Origin of the sequence: Streptomyces sp. NPDC024017, from assembly GCF_040638895.1 — a bacterium.
In the GTDB taxonomy this organism is placed as follows: domain Bacteria; phylum Actinomycetota; class Actinomycetes; order Streptomycetales; family Streptomycetaceae; genus Streptomyces.
This window is the reverse complement of the sequence record NZ_JBEZYZ010000003.1, coordinates 351,196-367,434: the sequence shown is the minus strand read 5'-3', so window position 1 is coordinate 367,434 and position 16,239 is coordinate 351,196. Positions and strand designations below refer to the sequence as shown.

General features: G+C 73.5%; 16 protein-coding genes. 11 read left to right on the top strand and 5 right to left on the bottom strand.

Annotated features, from left to right (window positions below):
- The first annotated feature begins 584 nt into the window (after positions 1-584).
- From dhaK to AB0G20_RS09960, 3 genes are read left to right on the top strand one after another with little or no spacing between them, the layout of a single operon-like run.
- Complete coding sequence (dhaK, locus tag AB0G20_RS09970; RefSeq protein ID WP_361298632.1) at positions 585-1,577, top strand: dihydroxyacetone kinase subunit DhaK; 993 nt, start codon at positions 585-587, stop codon at positions 1,575-1,577.
- Between the two features lie 49 nt (positions 1,578-1,626).
- A complete protein-coding gene (gene dhaL, locus AB0G20_RS09965; protein ID WP_361298629.1) occupies positions 1,627-2,226 on the top strand; it encodes a dihydroxyacetone kinase subunit DhaL in 600 nt (199 codons plus the stop codon).
- The gene (locus AB0G20_RS09960; RefSeq protein ID WP_361298626.1) at positions 2,219-2,629 is read left to right on the top strand and encodes a PTS fructose transporter subunit IIA; all 411 of its coding nucleotides are present in this window, start codon (positions 2,219-2,221) and stop codon (positions 2,627-2,629) included. The genes dhaL and AB0G20_RS09960 overlap by 8 nt, the downstream gene beginning before the upstream one ends.
- Positions 2,630-2,705: 76 nt before the next feature.
- Here AB0G20_RS09960 and AB0G20_RS09955 read toward each other — a convergent pair whose 3' ends face one another.
- Complete coding sequence (locus AB0G20_RS09955; RefSeq protein WP_361298623.1) at positions 2,706-3,404, bottom strand: glycoside hydrolase family 75 protein; 699 nt, start codon at positions 3,402-3,404, stop codon at positions 2,706-2,708.
- 409 nt (positions 3,405-3,813) lie between these two features.
- Here AB0G20_RS09955 and AB0G20_RS09950 point away from each other — a divergent pair, with 409 nt between their 5' ends.
- Both AB0G20_RS09950 and AB0G20_RS09945 read left to right on the top strand, forming a co-directional pair.
- Positions 3,814-4,800: a fibronectin type III domain-containing protein gene (locus AB0G20_RS09950; protein ID WP_361298620.1), complete on the top strand. Its 987-nt coding sequence runs from the start codon at positions 3,814-3,816 to the stop codon at positions 4,798-4,800.
- 170 nt (positions 4,801-4,970) lie between these two features.
- Positions 4,971-5,525, top strand: coding sequence for a hypothetical protein (locus tag AB0G20_RS09945; protein ID WP_361298617.1), 555 nt, complete (start codon positions 4,971-4,973; stop codon positions 5,523-5,525).
- Positions 5,526-5,648: 123 nt separating this feature from the next.
- Here AB0G20_RS09945 and AB0G20_RS09940 read toward each other — a convergent pair whose 3' ends face one another.
- Positions 5,649-6,209 (bottom strand): PadR family transcriptional regulator, encoded by a 561-nt coding sequence (locus AB0G20_RS09940; RefSeq protein ID WP_361298614.1) that lies wholly within the window; start codon positions 6,207-6,209, stop codon positions 5,649-5,651.
- Between the two features lie 28 nt (positions 6,210-6,237).
- Positions 6,238-8,253: an NADPH-dependent 2,4-dienoyl-CoA reductase gene (locus AB0G20_RS09935; protein WP_361298611.1), complete on the bottom strand. Its 2,016-nt coding sequence runs from the start codon at positions 8,251-8,253 to the stop codon at positions 6,238-6,240.
- Between the two features lie 97 nt (positions 8,254-8,350).
- Between AB0G20_RS09935 and AB0G20_RS09930 the strand changes: the two genes are divergently transcribed.
- Positions 8,351-9,520 carry a M20/M25/M40 family metallo-hydrolase gene (locus AB0G20_RS09930; protein ID WP_361298608.1) on the top strand — a complete coding sequence of 390 codons (1,170 nt, stop codon included), beginning with the start codon at positions 8,351-8,353 and terminating at the stop codon, positions 9,518-9,520.
- Between the two features lie 7 nt (positions 9,521-9,527).
- On the opposite strand, the gene AB0G20_RS09925 is transcribed toward AB0G20_RS09930, so the two are convergent.
- The gene (locus tag AB0G20_RS09925) at positions 9,528-9,896 is read right to left on the bottom strand and encodes a hypothetical protein (RefSeq protein ID WP_361299374.1); all 369 of its coding nucleotides are present in this window, start codon (positions 9,894-9,896) and stop codon (positions 9,528-9,530) included.
- Between the two features lie 249 nt (positions 9,897-10,145).
- Here AB0G20_RS09925 and AB0G20_RS09920 point away from each other — a divergent pair, with 249 nt between their 5' ends.
- The gene (locus AB0G20_RS09920; RefSeq protein WP_361298605.1) at positions 10,146-12,224 is read left to right on the top strand and encodes a SpoIIE family protein phosphatase; all 2,079 of its coding nucleotides are present in this window, start codon (positions 10,146-10,148) and stop codon (positions 12,222-12,224) included.
- A 239-nt stretch (positions 12,225-12,463) separates the two neighbouring features.
- Here AB0G20_RS09920 and AB0G20_RS09915 read toward each other — a convergent pair whose 3' ends face one another.
- Positions 12,464-13,267 carry a putative protein N(5)-glutamine methyltransferase gene (locus tag AB0G20_RS09915; RefSeq protein WP_361298602.1) on the bottom strand — a complete coding sequence of 268 codons (804 nt, stop codon included), beginning with the start codon at positions 13,265-13,267 and terminating at the stop codon, positions 12,464-12,466.
- A 273-nt stretch (positions 13,268-13,540) separates the two neighbouring features.
- On the opposite strand from AB0G20_RS09915, the gene AB0G20_RS09910 reads away from it, so the two are divergent.
- The 4 genes from AB0G20_RS09910 to AB0G20_RS09895 all read left to right on the top strand — a co-directional run bounded on the left by AB0G20_RS09910 (position 13,541) and on the right by AB0G20_RS09895 (position 16,214).
- Complete coding sequence (locus tag AB0G20_RS09910; protein ID WP_361298599.1) at positions 13,541-14,011, top strand: MarR family winged helix-turn-helix transcriptional regulator; 471 nt, start codon at positions 13,541-13,543, stop codon at positions 14,009-14,011.
- A gap of 53 nt (positions 14,012-14,064) precedes the next feature.
- Positions 14,065-14,670 (top strand): sulfite oxidase-like oxidoreductase, encoded by a 606-nt coding sequence (locus AB0G20_RS09905; RefSeq protein WP_361298596.1) that lies wholly within the window; start codon positions 14,065-14,067, stop codon positions 14,668-14,670.
- Complete coding sequence (locus AB0G20_RS09900) at positions 14,663-15,418, top strand: ferredoxin reductase (RefSeq protein ID WP_361298593.1); 756 nt, start codon at positions 14,663-14,665, stop codon at positions 15,416-15,418. The genes AB0G20_RS09905 and AB0G20_RS09900 overlap by 8 nt, the downstream gene beginning before the upstream one ends.
- 214 nt (positions 15,419-15,632) lie before the next feature.
- Positions 15,633-16,214: a hypothetical protein gene (locus tag AB0G20_RS09895; protein WP_361298590.1), complete on the top strand. Its 582-nt coding sequence runs from the start codon at positions 15,633-15,635 to the stop codon at positions 16,212-16,214.
- The last annotated feature ends 25 nt before the right edge of the window (positions 16,215-16,239 follow it).

The window sequence follows — 16,239 nt, the reverse complement described above, 5'->3', positions numbered from 1 at the left end:
CGAAGGTCAACAGCAGCGAGCCGTCGTCCGCGCGCACCACCGCCGTCGGTGCGCCGGCCGCCTCGATGACGTCGGCCGGGCGCGGGTGGGGGTCTTCGATGACGCGCTGGTACCTGGCCTCACGGTCCCCGGAACCCCCGTCGTCGAAGCCGCCCGGGCTGCAGGCGGCCAGCGCCGGCACCGAACTCACGCCGGCCACGAGCCGGACGGCCCGCCTCCCGCGCTTTCCCCGGCCACGCCGTTGTCGGACCCGGTGGGGTCATGAGGTTCCGGCCGCTCGCTCGGCGGGCCGGGCCGGGCCGCCGGTCGCCTCCGCCGGGGCGGTGGGGCTGGTCATCGCCGGTCCTCCGGGAACTCTTGCAGGTGGGCGACGGGGCGCGCTCGGCGCAATCCTTCCAGCCCTCGGCGCGCGGGCTCTTGACGCGCGGCGGCTTCGCCGGCGCCGCTCAAGGACCGCTGCTCGTCAGCCGGTAGGACGCGACCGCGACGCTGCCGACCGCCAAGGTCGAGAACTGGCCTGGCACATTCTGAACTGCAAAAATGAAGGCCAGAGGCACATTGACAAGTCTCACCTGGAGGTTCCCGTGAAGATGCTGATCAACGTCCCGGAGACCGTGGTCGCAGATGCGCTGCGCGGCCTGGCGGCTGCCCACCCGGAGCTGACCGTGGACGTGGAGAACCGGGTGATCGTGCGGCGGGACGCTCCCGTCTCCGGGCAGGTGGGGCTGGTCTCGGGCGGAGGCTCCGGGCACGAGCCGTTGCACGGCGGTTTCGTAGGTCCCGGCATGCTGTCGGCGGCCTGTCCCGGAGAGGTGTTCACCTCCCCCGTACCCGACCAGATGCTGCGCGCGGCCGCCGCCGTGGACAGCGGCGCCGGCGTGCTGTTCATCGTGAAGAACTACACCGGTGACGTGCTCAACTTCGACATGGCCGCCGAGATGGCCGAGGACGAGGGCATCCAGGTCGCGAAGGTGCTGGTCAACGATGACGTGGCGGTGACCGACAGCCTGTACACCGCGGGGCGGCGCGGTACGGGCGCGACCCTGTTCGTGGAGAAGATCGCGGGCGCCGCCGCTGCCGAGGGCATGCCTCTGGAGCGGGTGGAGTCCATCGCCCGCCAGGTGAACGAGAGCTCGCGGAGTTTCGGGATCGCGCTGAGCGCCTGCAGCACGCCGGCCAAGGGCAGCCCCACCTTCGATCTGCCGCCCGGCGAGCTGGAGTTGGGCATCGGCATCCACGGCGAGCCCGGCCGGGAGCGGCGTTCCATGATGACCTCCGGCGAGATCGCCGAGGCCGCCGTCGAGGCGGTGGTGGAGGACCTCCAGCCGCGCAATCCGGTGCTGGTCCTCGTCAACGGCATGGGCGCGACGCCCCTCCTCGAGCTGTACGGCTTCAACGCCGAGGTGCACCGGGTGCTCGCCCAGCGCGGCGTCCCCGTGGCCCGCGTCCTCGTGGGCAACTACGTCACCTCGCTGGACATGGCGGGCGCCTCGCTCACCCTGTGCCAGGTCGACGAGGAGCTGCTGCGGCTGTACGACGCGCCGGTGAAGACCCCGGGCCTGCGCTGGGGCGTGTGACACGCAGAGGGTAGAGGATCACCACGTACCTACCAGGCAAGGAGATCCAGTGCTCGACGCCGATTTCTTCCGCCGTTGGATGACGGCGACCGCCGCGTCCGTGGACCGCGAGGCGGAACGGCTCACCGCTCTCGACTCCCCCATCGGGGACGCCGATCACGGCAGCAACCTCCACCGCGGTTTCACGGCCGTCGTGGCCGTCCTGGAGAAGGAGGCCCCCGACACGCCCGGTGGGGTCCTGACGCTGGCCGGACGCCAGCTGATCTCGACGGTCGGCGGCGCCTCGGGGCCGCTGTACGGGACGCTGCTGCGCCGTACCGGCAAAGCGCTCGGCGACGCCGGCGAGGTCAGTGCGGAGCAGCTGACCGAGGCGCTGCGGACCGGGGTGGACGCGGTCATGACGCTCGGCGGTGCCGCCCCGGGCGACGCGACCATGATCGACGCACTGGTGCCCGCGGTGGACGCGCTCGGTGGCTCGTTCGCGGCGGCCCGGACCGCCGCCGAGGAGGGCGCGGTGGCGACGACGCCCCTTCAGGCCCGCAAGGGCCGGGCGAGCTATGTGGGCGAGCGCAGCATCGGGCACCAGGACCCGGGCGCCACGTCTTCCGCGCTGCTGATCGCCGCACTCGCGGAGGCCGCCGGTGAGTGACGAGCAGCTGGTGGGAATCGTGCTGGTGTCGCACAGCGCGGCGGTGGCCGCGTCGGTCGCGGAGCTGGCGAAGGGGCTCGCGGGCGGTGGCCCGGTGGTGCCCGTCGCTCCGGCGGGCGGTACCGAGGGCGGCGGGCTCGGTACGAGCTCCGAACTGATCGCCGCCGCGGCCGCGTCCGTCGACCGCGGAGCGGGAGTGGCCGTCCTGACCGACCTGGGCAGCGCGGTGCTCACGGTGAAGGCGCTGCTCGCGGAGGGCGACGAACTCCCGGAGCGGACGCGCCTGGTGGACGCCCCCTTCGTGGAGGGAGCCGTGGCCGCGGTCGTCACGGCGTCCACCGGGGCGGACCTGGCAGCGGTGGAGGCGGCCGCCACGGAGGCGTACACCTACCGGAAGGTGTGAGCGACGGCTGCGGCCGGGCACGCCGGAAAGGCGGTGTGCCCGGCCGCAGCCGTGTCCGTGACGCGCCGTCAGCCGCTCAGCTTCCGTCGGCCCGGCTCCCGTCGGCGAACCGCCTCGCCACCCGCTCCCCCTCTGCCACGGCCGCCGCGTGGTCCTCGATGGGCGACACCTTGGTGTTCTTGAAGACGATGTAGGTGACGCCGGAGGGCGCACCGCCGCCGTGCGGATCGGCGCGGATACCGAGGGCCTTGGCGGTCGCGTAGGACGCCTCCCCGATGATGCCCTGCGGGCCCGTGTCGCCGACGACCGCGTACTGCACCCGGTCGCGGTACACGACGGCCACCACCGAACCGCCGCCGATGCCGTGGTCCCGGTAGTCCCAGAGGCCGCTAGGCGCGGGTACGACGATGAAGGGCAGGCGTTCGGCGCTCAACGGGCGGCCGTCGGACTGGACGTAGGCCGTGCTCGCGGCGAAGTACGGGTCGGTGCCGCGGTTGCAGCGGGGTCCCGGGAGGCCGTCGCAGTCGATGTCCATGTCGGCCTTCCAGAACACGGCGTCGCGGGTGCCGCAGACCGGGATGTTCGCGGGTGCGCCGTTGTCGCTGCGGTAGCGGCCACGGGAGACGGGAGTGCAGTCCCGCACCTGGGCGAGCAGGTCGGCGGCGCTCACGGTGCTCTCGCGCCACACCGCGGGGTGGAGCCGGGCGGCGGGGGGTGTCGTCGGGACGAGCAGGGCGGCGCTGGCCGCGGCCAGGGTGAGCGACTGGACACGCACGATACGGGAGCCTCTCGTGGGGGACCTGACGGGCACTCAGCCCAATCTGGCCCCGAGGCGATCACTCGGCCACCATTGGGGGGCCGGACGGTGCACGTCCCCAACCTCCGACAGGGGCCGGGGGCCTGAGTCCGCGTAAGACTCAGGCAGCCCGGCCACCCGCGCCGGCGCGGGATCTGCGACGACAGCGGTCCGCGCGACAGGCCCGAACTCCACTGTGTCCACCAGGAGTTCGGCCGTGGAGTCTTCAGCATACGTAACTCTCCCGGGTGGTCACGCGCCGCGGGGGGTGACGCCGTTTTCCGGAAGTGACATCCGGTGCTCGACCACCGCCCTCTTGATGTGATCGCGCCAACAGCGTCATATTGGTCCGGACCATTCCCGTGTGCCACCCCCGGGAGGCAGTGTCGTGCCACGCCGTTTCGCTCCCCCATCCCTCCGCCGCCACCTGGCCCTCTGCGGGACTCTCGTCCTGGTCGCCTCCTGCGGCTGGGCCGGAGCGGAGGAAGGGGACGTCGGAGGTGGGCCCGGCGCGCCCACGGGTGTCACCGCCGCTGCGGGCAGCGCGACCAGCGTGCACGTCATGTGGAACGCGACCGCCCGGGTCGATGTCTACGAGGTGTATCGCGGCACCACGAAGGTCAAGGAGGTGCCGGGTTCGCAGCACATGGTGGATGTCACCAGGCTCCGGCCCGCGACGCTGTACGCCTTCTCCGTACGGGCGCGGGACAGCGGCGGGCGGCTCGGGCCGCCGAGCCGCCAGGTCCGGGCGAAGACCCCCGCGGCCGTGGCGGACGACCGCTCCGCACCGACCCGCCCGTCGGCGCCCGGCGGGCGGGCGGCCGGAAGCCGGGCGGTCCAGCTGTCCTGGTCCGCCTCGACGGACGACCGGGACGTGGTGTCGTACGACATCCACCAGCAAGGCACTAAGATCCACAGCGTGGGCGGGGGCCAGACGGCCACCGTGCTCACGGGGCTGCGGCCCGGCACGGACTACGCCTTCACCGTCCGGGCCCGGGACGCGGCCGGCAACGTCTCCCCCGCCAGTCCCACCGTCCGCCTCACCACCCCGGGCACGGACGACGGCCGCGCCACCGCCCCCACGCGCTTCCGGGCGACGAGCCACCGCGAGCACGGGGCGTATCACGTCGACCTGAGCTGGGTGCCGCCCCGCGTGGACGGTGAGGTCACCGAGTACCAGATCCATCTGGACGGCCGACCCGCCACGTCCCTCGTTTTCGGAGGCCGCACCCCGCGCGGGCGGGCCGCGTACAGCTTCTACGTGGGTCGGAAAGCCGGTGTCACCCACCGGGTCCGCGTCCGGGCGATGCTGCCGGACGGCACCTGGGGAGGGTTCTCTGCGGAGCGGGCGGTGACGACGGGCACGGGGCGCTGACGAACTCCGCGGCATCGGCCGGGAGGAGGACGCCGTCACCTGCACGGGGGCGCTCGGAGTGCGGCCGGGGCCGGGGGCGCTTTGGCTGACCCTGAGGCAGCACGGGCGTTCCCCGACCCTCGGCGGCGCAAGGGATGTACCGCCAACCGTGCCGCCGGAGGGCAGTCCACATGCGCAACTCATCGCCAGTTCTCCGCTCCGGCCTGACTGTGGCAGTCGCCGCCGCGCTGCCCCTCGCCCTGGCCGCGGTGCCCGCCGCCGCGGGCCCGGGTATCTCCGTGAGCACCACGGGGTCCACGGTTTCGGTCACGACCAGCTCGTGCACCCAGATCAACGGCAGTTGGGGCACCGCCTCGCTCCTCACCAGCAGCCAGGGCAGCTTCGCCCAGGGCCGTCAGGTGACGCTGTCCGGGACGTCCACCAACCAGTCCGCGGCCTGGTCGAGCGTCTCCCCGGGCACCTACACGGTCATCGTCGTCTGCTCGGACGGCACCACCGCGGGCACTCAGTCCGTCGTGGTCTCCACGGCCCCCTCCCCCTCCGCCTCCCCCTCGCGGTCCGCGTCCCCCTCGGTGTCGCCGTCCCGCGGCGTGATGGGCGGGGTCGGCGGCAGCTCGACGGACTACGGAACCGTCACGCTGGTGGCGGGCGGCACGCTGGTCGGATCCGGCGTCCTCGCGACCGCCTGGTACCTGCGCCGGCGCAACAGGCCGTACCGGCTCTGACCCGGTACGGACGGCGGCCCGCTCTCCCGAAGCGCTCCGGTCGGGCGGGCCGCCGTCATGTCGTGATCGCGTCGGACGCGCGGTCGTCCCCCTCGGGCTCTCCTGGTCGCCTCGACACCCCGGTCAGGCCGGCCCGGCCGGCCCGCCGTCGGGGAGTTCGGCGACGTCCGCCAGGGCGCGCCTGAGCCACTGGGTCCAGAAGGTCTCCAGGTCGATGCCGGCCTGCAGCACGAGATGGCGCAGCCGGTCCTCGGTGCCGTCCCGGCCGGGCGGGAAGTCGCGCTTCTCGATCTCCTCGTACTCCGCCAGCTGCCGTTCGTGCAGCTCCAGATGGCGTCGCAGATCGGCCTCCAGGCCCGCCGTGCCGACCACGGCGGCCGCCCTGAGCCGCAGCAGCAGCGCGTCGCGGTGCGGCTTGGGGTCCTGGGAGGCGGAGGTCCAGCGGGCCAGTTCGGCGCGGCCCGCGGGCAGCACCTCGTAGCTCTTCTTCTGGCCGCGGGCCGGCTGCTCGGACGGCAGCGCCCTGATGAGGCCGTCGGCCTCCAGTTTCCCGAGCTCGCGATAGATCTGCTGGTGCGTCGCCGACCAGAAGTAGCCGATCGACCGGTCGAACCGGCGGGTGAGATCCAGGCCCGCCGACGGCTTCTCGAGCAGGGCGGTGAGGATCGCGTGCGGGAGTGACATGGCCTCATCCTAGGGACGCGTCACCGCACTACAGGGCGGCCGCGAGCTCGGTGCCCTGCTTGATGGCGCGCTTGGCGTCCAGTTCGGCGGCCACGTCGGCACCGCCGATGAGGTGCGCGCTGCACCCGGCGGCGAGCAGTTCCTCGTACAGGCCGCGGCGCGGCTCCTGGCCCGTGCACAGCACGATCGTGTCGACCTCCAGGACCGTGCTCTCCTCGCCGACGGTGATGTGCAGTCCGGCGTCGTCGATGCGGTCGTAGCTCACGCCCGGGACCATGGTGACGCCGCGGTGCTTGAGCTCGGTGCGGTGGATCCAGCCGGTGGTCTTGCCGAGGCCGGCGCCGACCTTGGACGCCTTGCGCTGGAGCAGGTGGACGGTGCGCGGCGGGGCGGGCCGCTCGGGCGCGGCGAGGCCGCCGGGGCCGCGGTAGTCCATGTCGACGCCCCACTGCCGGAAGTACGTCTCCGGGTCCTCGTGGGCCTTGTCGCCGCCGTCGGTGAGGAACTCGGCGACGTCGAAGCCGATGCCGCCCGCGCCGAGGATCGCGACCCGGTCGCCGACGGGGGCGCCGTCGCGCAGGACGTCGAGGTAGCCGACGACGCTCGGGTGGTCGACACCGGGGATCTCGGGGGTGCGCGGGGTGACGCCGGTGGCGACGACGACCTCGTCGTAGCCGTCGACGTCCGCGACGGTGACGGGCGTGTTCAGCCGGATGTCGACGCCGTGCCAGTCGAGCTGGGTGCGGAAGTAGCGCAGCGTCTCGTCGAACTCCTGCTTGCCGGGGACCTTGCGGGCGACGTTGAGCTGGCCGCCGATCTCGCTCGCCGCGTCGAACAGCGTCACGTCGTGCCCGCGTTCGGCGGCGGAGACCGCGCAGGCGAGTCCGGCCGGGCCGGCGCCGACGACCGCGACGCGCTTGCGCAGCCGGGTCGGGGAGAGCACGAGCTCGGTCTCGTGACAGGCGCGTGGGTTGACCAGGCAAGAGGTGATCAGGCCGCTGAAGGTGTGGTCCAGGCAGGCCTGGTTGCAGCCGATGCAGGTGTTGATCGCCTCGGACCGGCCGGCGGCGGCCTTGGTGACGAAGTCGGGGTCGGCGAGCATCGGGCGGGCCATCGACACCATGTCGGCGGCGCCCTCGGCGAGCAGTTCCTCGGCGAGTTCGGGGGTGTTGATGCGGTTGGTGGTGACGAGCGGGACGGACACCTCGCCCATGAGCCGCTTGGTCACCCAGGTGTACGCGCCGCGCGGCACGGAGGTCGCGATGGTGGGGATGCGGGCCTCGTGCCAGCCGATGCCGGTGTTGATGATCGTCGCCCCGGCGGCCTCGACGGCCTTGGCGAGGGTGATGACCTCGTCGAGCGTCGAGCCGCCCGGGACGAGGTCGAGCATGGACAGCCGGTAGATGACGATGAAGTCCTCGCCGACAGCCTCGCGCACCCGGCGCACGATCTCCAGCGGGAAGCGCGTGCGGTTCTCGTACGAGCCGCCCCATCCGTCGGTGCGGTGGTTGGTCTGCTGCGCGATGAACTCGTTGATGAGGTAGCCCTCGGAGCCCATGATCTCGACGCCGTCGTAGCCGGCCTGCCGGGCGAGGCGGGCGGCGCGGACGTAGTCCTCGATGGTCCGCTCGATGTCGGCTTCGCTGAGCTCGCGGGGCGGGAAGGGGCTGATCGGCGCCTGGACGGGGCTCGGCGCGACCAGGTCCTTGTGGTAGGCGTACCGGCCGAAGTGCAGGATCTGCATCGCGATCCGACCGCCCTCGCGGTGCACGGCGTCGGTGATGACCCGGTGCTGCTCGGCCTCCGCCTCGGTGGTGAGCTTGGCGCCGCCCTCGTAGGGCCGCCCCTCGTCGTTGGGGGCGATGCCGCCGGTGACGATCAGGCCGACTCCCCCGCGGGCGCGGGCCGCGTAGAAGGCGGCCATGCGCGCGAAGCCGCCCTCGGCCTCCTCCAGGCCGACGTGCATGGAGCCCATGAGGACCCGGTTGGGCAGGGTCGTGAAGCCCAGGTCGAGGGGGGTCAGCAGGTGCGGGTAACGGCTCATCGGGCCCTCCGTGCGCGGTGTCGTGCCTGTAGTTGTAGAGGACTACCGACGGTTTATGCAACTAGTTGCACAAGGTGATGGAGGGCACAGTAGGGCCATGACCAGGGACCTTGGGCCGCTGTCCGCCGTGGTGGACCTCGCGAGCGAACTGATCCGCTGCCCGAGCCGGGCCGGCCTCGACGACCACCGGCCCGTCCTGGCGGTTCTGGAGGACTGGCTCACCGGCCGCGGGCTGCCGTTCCGACGGCTGCACGACGACGCCCGTCGCCCGGTCGCGCTGCTGGTGGAGATCGCCGGCGGCCGGCCCGGGCCCTGGTGGGCGCTGGACGCCTGCGTGGACACCGCGCCGTACGGCGACGAGTCGGCCTGGTCCTTCCCGCCCGCCGCCGGGGATGTCGTCGACGGCCGGCTCCGGGGCCGGGGCGCGGCCGACTCCAAGCTCGCCGCCGCCCTGTTCTGCCACATCGCGGCCGAGCTGCACGGCCGGGCGGGCGAGCTGCGCGGCGGGCTCGCGGTGCTGCTCGACGCCGATGAGCACACGGGCGGCTTCGGGGGCGCCCGGGCGTATCTCGCCGACCCGGACGCGGTCCGCCCGGCCGGGGTGCTGATCGGCTACCCGGGTCTCGACGAGGTCGTGGTCGGCGGCCGCGGGCTGTGGCGGGCCAGGATCGCCGTGCACGGGACGTCAGGGCACTCCGGGTCGCGCCGGGCGGTGGTCGGTGCAGTGTCGCGGGCGGCGCATCTCGTACGGCTGCTGGACGCGGGCCCGCTGCCCAGGGCGAGCGGGGAGTTCCCGCTGCCGCCGAAGCTGACGGTGACGTACTGCCACGGCGGTGAGGGCTTCTCCGTCGTCCCGGACCGGTGCGAGATCGGCGTGGACGTGCGCACCACGCCGGGCTTCGGTGCCCGCGCCGCCGAGGACCTGGTCCGGGCGGCGGTGAACGGGCTGGACGCGGCACTGCCCGCCCCGCGGCCGACCGAGGTCACGGCGGTGGCGTCCTGGCCGCCCTACCGGCTGGCACACGACGAGCAGCCGGCCGCCGCACTGCTGGGCGCCGCGGCCGGGCAGGGGCTGCGGGTGCGGGCCAAGACGGCGGGCCCGTCGAACATCGGCAATCTCCTGGCGGCCGAGGGCATCCCGGCCACGGCCGGCTTCGGCCTGCCGTACGAGGGGCTGCACGGCGTGGACGAACTCGTGCACCTGGCGGACCTGCCCGTGGTGCACGCCGTCTACCGGCGGGCCGTCCTCGACCTGCTGACGGGGTGAGGGGCGGTCACCGGCTCTCCAGACGCACGTGCAGTTCCTTCTCCTGGTCGCCGGAGACCGTGCTCAGCTCATGCACGTCGAACAGCGAGTCCAGGGTCGTGCGCAGCCGTTCGATCGCCCAGTAGCCGCCGTGCAGGTCGGCGTCGACGGAGGACGACAGGTGGACCGGCCGGGCGCCCTCGTGCTCGTCGGCGACGTCGTAGGTGCCGAGCCATACGGTCGGGCGGGTGGCGTGCAGTTCTTCGGGCACGTCGTCGGCGCACCGGTCGGACTCGAAGCAGTCGCACAGTGCGTCGAACACGATCCGGGCGTCCTGCTTGCTGCACCCGCTGATCTCCACCGAGACGGAGTGGGGGTGCGGTCGCTCCTCGTTCATCGCCATCGTGATCGCTCCTCTCGAGGCCACCGGATGCCGTATCCGCCCCTACCCCAGCAAAGCACCACCTTCCGGCGAGCACTACCGGCCGTGCCCTTCTCCCGGTGACGGGTCTGCGGGCGGCCCGCGCCGTGTTGGGCGATGGTGGAAGGTGACGGAAGGGGCCTTCGGGAAACGGCTCCGCGCGGTAGAACATGGGGTGTCGGCACACGACGGCGTGCCGCGAGGACGGCGAAGGCGGGGCGTGGGATGAGTGCAGCCGGGTCTCCCGAGTCCGAGGGCGACGTTCCGGTGCGCGGGTCGGCGCGCCCCAGCGGGCTTCTCGACGTCCTGCGCGTGGCCTCGGTGGTCCTGGACGCGGAGGGCCGCATCGTGCTGTGGAGCCCGCAGGCCGAGGAACTGTTCGGGTACGAGGCGCGGGAGGCGCTCGGGGAGTACGCCGCCCGGATCATGGTCCACGAGCAGCACGTCGACCTCGTGGTCAAGCTGTTCGCCGACGTCATGGGCACCGGGCAGAGCTGGGCGGGGGCCTTCCCCATCCGCCGCAAGGACGGCAGCACGCGGCTCGTGGAGTTCCGCAACATGCGGCTGCTGGACGACCAGGGCGACGTCTACGCGCTGGGGCTGTGCGCCGACCAGACGACGGTGCACCGGCTGGAGCGGGACGTGGCGCTGTCGACGCGGATGATCGCGCAGTCCCCGATCGGGCTGGCCGTGCTGGACACCGACCTGCGGTACGTCTCGGTCAACGAGGCACTGGAGGAGATCAACGGCGTACCGGCCGAGGAGCACCTGGGCCGCACGGTCCGCGAGGTGGTGCCGCGGATGGACGTCGACGCCCTGGAGGCCGCGGCGCGCCGGGTCCTGGACACCGGCCGGCCGGTCGTCGACCAGTCCACGATCGGCCGTACCCCGGCCGATCCGCACCAGGACCACGCCTGGTCGATCTCGCTGTACCGGCTGGAGAACGCCTTCGGGACCGTGCTGGGCGTGGCCGTTTCGATCGTCGACGTCACCGAGCAGTACCGGGCGGCCATCGAGGCCGAGGCCGCACGGCGGCGGCTGGCCCTGATCGCCGACGCCTCGGGCCGGATCGGCACCACGCTGGACCTGGACCGCACGGCCCGTGAGCTGGCCGACGTGGCCGTGCCGGAGCTCGCCGACATCGCGGCGGTCGATCTGCTGGACGCGGTGGTGCAGGGCCGGCGCACCAGCCTGGGCCCCGCCGAGCCGGCCGTGATCCGCGCGCTGGCGGTCCAGGGGTACGACTCCGCCGAGGCGCTGGAGGCGGCCGACCCTCCCGGGCAGGTCGCCCGGTACGCGTCCGACCGGCTCGTCACCCAGTGCGTGCGCACGGCGAGCCCGGTGATGCTGCCGGAGGTCAAGGACGAGGACCTGGCGCACATCGCCCGCTCTCCGGAGGCGGCCGAGCTGCTGGGCCGGGCCGGGGTGCACTCCTATCTGGCGGTACCGCTGATCGCGCGCGGCGAGGTGCTGGGCGCCCTGGACCTCAAGCGCACCCGCAATCCGCTGCCGTTCGGCGAGGACGACCTGATACTGGCGCGCGAGCTGGCCGCCCGGGCCGCCGTGCAGATCGACAACGCCCGCTGGTACCAGAGCGCCCGCGAGACCGCGCTCACCCTCCAGCGCAGCCTGCTGCCCAGCCACCCTCCGGTGACGGGCGGGCTGGAGGTCGCCTCCCGCTACCAGCCGGCCGGCGCCACGAGCGAGGTCGGCGGCGACTGGTTCGACGTGATCCCGCTGGACGGCGGCAAGACGGCGCTCGTCGTGGGCGATGTGATGGGCAGCGGCATCCCCGCGGCGGCGGCCATGGGGCGGCTGCGTACGGCGACCAACACCCTCGCCTCCCTCGACCTCGATCCGAACGTGCTCCTGGAGCACCTCGACAAGATCACCGCGGGCCTCGAACAGGCCATCGCCACCTGTGTCTACGCCGTTCACGACCCGCATCTGCGGCAGTGCCGGATCGCCAACGCCGGGCATCTGCCGCCGGTGCGCCTCCGGTCCGGCCGGCCACCGGAGCTGCTCGACCTGCCGACCGGGGTGCCGCTCGGCGTGGGCGGTGTCGCCTTCTCCACCATCACCGTCGACCTCGAGCCCGGCGACCGGCTGGTGTTCTACACCGACGGCCTCGTGGAGACCCGGCGCGACCCGCTCGACGAACGGCTCGACACGCTGCTGTCGCTGCTCGAAGGACCCGACCGGCCGCTGGAGGACGTCTGCGACCTGCTGCTGCGCACGCTGCACGAGCCGGACAACTTCGACGACGTGGCGCTGCTCATCGCGCGGGCGACGGTGCCGGACTGAGGGCCTGGGGAGCTCCCAGGGCCTGTCGTTCGGATCAGGTCGGCTGGGAGGCACCGCACTTCTCGGCCGACCCGAGCGGGGCGTGGTGCGTGCAGCTGCAAGGCGGAGGAGGGCGGCGACGCGATGGGGGTCCCTCCCGCGCGAGCGCAGCCGAGCGTGGGGGAGTCGACAACCGACGACAACGCGGCAGATGCGCGTGCCACGCCCCGCGACGCCGGCATGATCCAAACGACAGGCCCTCAGGGTCCGACGCCGATCACCACGTGGGCGTACCGCTCCTCCGACACGGCCAGCTGTGTCACCAGGCCGCTGCGTTCGAAGGCGTCGACGGCGGCCGGGGCCTGGTGCCGGCTCGTCTCCACCAGGACGCAGCCGCCGGGGGCGAGCCAGCGGGGCGCCTCGGCCGCGACCCGGCGCAGGACGTCCAGGCCGTCCGTGCCGCCGTCGAGGGCGACCAGCGGCTCGTGGTCACGGGCCTCCTGGGGCAGCAGGCCGATCTCGTCGCTCGGCACGTACGGCACGTTGGCCGCGAGGATGCCGACGCGGCCGCGCAGCGCGGCGGGCAGCGCCTCGAACAGATCACCCTGGTGGACCCGGCCGCCGGCGGCGGCGATGTTGCCGCGGGCGCACCGCACGGCGGCCGGGTCGATGTCGGCGGCGTGCAGTTCGACGCGGCCGAGTCCGGCCGCCAGCGCCGCTCCCACGGCACCCGAGCCGCAGCACAGGTCCACCACGACGGTGGCCCGGGGCGCCCGCTCCAGGGCCTGCTCCACCAGGAACTCGGTGCGCCGGCGGGGTACGAAGACGCCCGGGGCGACGGCGATGCGCAGGCCGCGGAACTCGGCCCAGCCGACGACGAGTTCGAGGGGCAGGCCCGCGACGCGGCGCTCGACCATGGCGGCGGTCTCGGCCGGGGTGCGCGCGGTGGCGAGGATCAGCGCGGCCTCGTCCTCGGCGAAGACGCACCCCGCGGTGCGCAGGGCGGAGACGACCACGTCACGGGACGACGGCGTGGAAGGGGGGACGGAAGACACAGACGGCATGGAAGCCCAGAGCCTTTCGGGAAACCGAAGGGCGCTCCGGCGATCGCCTACGACCGGCGATCCGCGCGACATCGAGAGGAGAGCACCCGAACTGACACAGCGGTAATGGGTCTCACCTCCTCGGCTTCCGGCGACCGGGTCCCTCCCCGGCCGGACGGCAACCCTACCCGACGGGCCCGCCGCCCGGTACGGCGATCGTGACGCCCTCGGGTCCAGTGGTTGGGCTATGCAACCATGGAGGGAGCCGAGCAGCACCGTGGTGAGGGAGGCCCCGTGCACACCGCCGACGCCGTGGAGACCATCCAGCGGGAGATGACGGTCTTCGCCCGCCGCGCCCGGGCCGCGGCGGGCCGGATGCACCCCGAGCTGTCGCTGGTGTCGTACACGCTGCTGGGACATCTGGAGGAGAGCGGCGGGTGCCGGGCGACCGACCTGGCCGCCCACTACGCCCTGGACAAGTCCACCGTGAGCCGCCAGGTGGCCGCCCTGGAGCGCAACGGCCTCATCGAGCGCCGCCCCGACGCGGCGGACCAGCGCGTCCAGGTGCTGCATCTGACGCAGGCCGGGCGGCGCATCCTGGCCCAGGTCACCGAGAGCCGCCGGGCGGCCTTCCGGGAGCGCCTGGCGCACTGGCCGGCGGAGGACCTGACGCGGTTCGCCGAGTACCTGGAGCGCTACAACGCCTGGCCCGGCCCCGGTCGGCAGGACCAGGCCGCACAGCACGTACGGTTGAATGCGCAATGACTGATCATCCGGTCCGGCGGGGCACCGTCGGCCCGGCCCGGAGGCACCCCCGCATGCACATCACCCGAGGCTTCACCGGACGCCCACGCGTCGACGACCCCGGTCTGCCGCCCGGCCAGTACGACGCGGGCGACGACTGGCCCGTCCTGTCCGCCGAGGTCACTCCCGAGCTGGCGCCCGCCGACTGGACCTTCCGCGTCGACGGGCTGGTGGCCGGGCCCCGCACCTGGGACTGGGAGGAGGCGCACCGGATGCCGCGGTCGGCGTACGAGGGCGCCATCCACTGCGTGACGAGCTGGTCGAAGTTCGGGGTGCGGTTCGCCGGTGTGTCCCTGGACGCGTTCCTGGACGTGGTCCGCCCCCATGAGTCGGCCACCCATGCCGTCGCCTACTCGCACACCGGCTACACCGCCAACCTCCCGCTCGCCGACCTGACCGGCGGGCGCGCCTGGATCGCCTGGGAGTACGACGGAAAGCCCCTCGCCCCCGAGCACGGCGGCCCGGCGCGACTGCTCGTGCCGCACCTGTACTTCTGGAAGAGCGCCAAGTGGATCGCGGGACTGCGGATCCTCGACCACGACGAGCCGGGCTTCTGGGAGCGCAACGGCTATCACGAGCGGGGCAACCCGTGGGAGGAGCAGAGGTACTCCGGTGACTGAGACCTTCGTGCCCCCCACGCGGTTCGCCGTGCCCGGCCGCATCGCCGTGAGCGAGCAGGCCGCGTCCGAGTGGCAGACCGCCACGGTGACCGAGATCCGCCGTGAAACCCCGCGCGTCGCCACCTTCCGGCTCGCCGTGCCCGGCTGGCCGGGGCATCTGCCCGGCCAGCACCTGATGGTGCGGCTGACCGCCGAGGACGGCTACGCGGCCCAGCGGCACTACTCGATCGCGTCCGCGCCGGACGACTCCGGGCAGGTCGAGCTGACCCTGGATCACGTCGAGGGCGGCGAGGTCTCGGGCTGGTTCCACACGGTCGCCAGGCCCGGCGACCGGGTCGAGGTGCGGGGCCCGGTGAGCGGCTTCTTCGCCTGGCCGGGCGACCGGCCCGCGCTGCTCGTCGGCGCCGGCTCCGGCGTCGTACCGCTGATGTCGATGGTCCGGCACCACCGGGCGCGGAACCTGACCGTGCCGCTGCGGATGGTGGTGTCCGCGCGCAGCCCCGAGGAGCTGATCTACGCCCGCGAGTTGGGTGCGGAGACCACACCCGTCTTCACCCGGAGCGCGCCGGAGGGTGTGGCGGTCGGACGTATGGCGGCCGCACATGTGGCGCCGCTCCTCGCCGAGCAGCCTTCCGGTGGGTGGGAGGCCTATGTGTGCGGCTCCAACTCCTTTGCCGAGCACGCTTCCCGGCTGCTGGTGACCGCCGGTCAGCCGGTGGACCGGATCCGCATCGAGCGTTTCGGCTGACCTCGGTTTCGCCGCGGCCGCGCCGGGCACCCAGCCGGAGGTTTCGGCGGGCCGCTCCTGCTGTGCGTACAGCTCCGGAGCGATCGAGGGGTGCCGGAGGGGGTACCCGTCCGTGAGGGCCTCGCATGCGAGCACGCGTGGCGTGATGCGAGGGAGCGGCGGTGCACCGCGGGCCGCTCCGGCCCTCGGCCGCGGTGACGGCGAGGAGGTGGACATGCGAACCCGGGTGCGCGGCTGGCGTTGGCGGCGCAGTCCGCTGCGGCGCCGGTCGGATGTCGTCGAGGCGTGGACGCTGCTGGTGGTCGCCGTCCTCGTCCTCGTGGGCGCTCCCCTGGCCGGGGCGGCCGCCGCCCGATGGGCCCATGGCGAGGCGCGGTCGGTGTCGATGGAGCAGCGGGCCGAGCGGCATCGCGTCCGGGCCGAGGTGGTCGGCAAACGCGACTCGCTGCCGTCGGTGCAGGCCGGCGGGCAGCACGCGTACCGGGCGACCGTGCGCTGGACGGAGCCGGGCGTGGGCACGCGCACCGCGACGGCACGGGTCCCCGCGGACACCCGGCAGGGCGAGGCCGTGGACGTGTGGTTCGACGACCAGGGGCGGAGTGTGACGCCGCCGGTGGACGAGTCGGCGGTCTGGCAGCACACCCTCACGGTCGGTACCTGCGCCGCGGGCGGTGCGGTGCTCGTGGTGCTCTTCGGCCACTCCCTCGTACGCCGGGTGGCGCTGCGCCGGCGGATGGCCGAGTGGGACCGGGCGTGGGCCCGCGCGGAACCGGAGTGGACGCACCGCCGCGCGTGAGACACGGCGGCGGCACCGGGAGGAC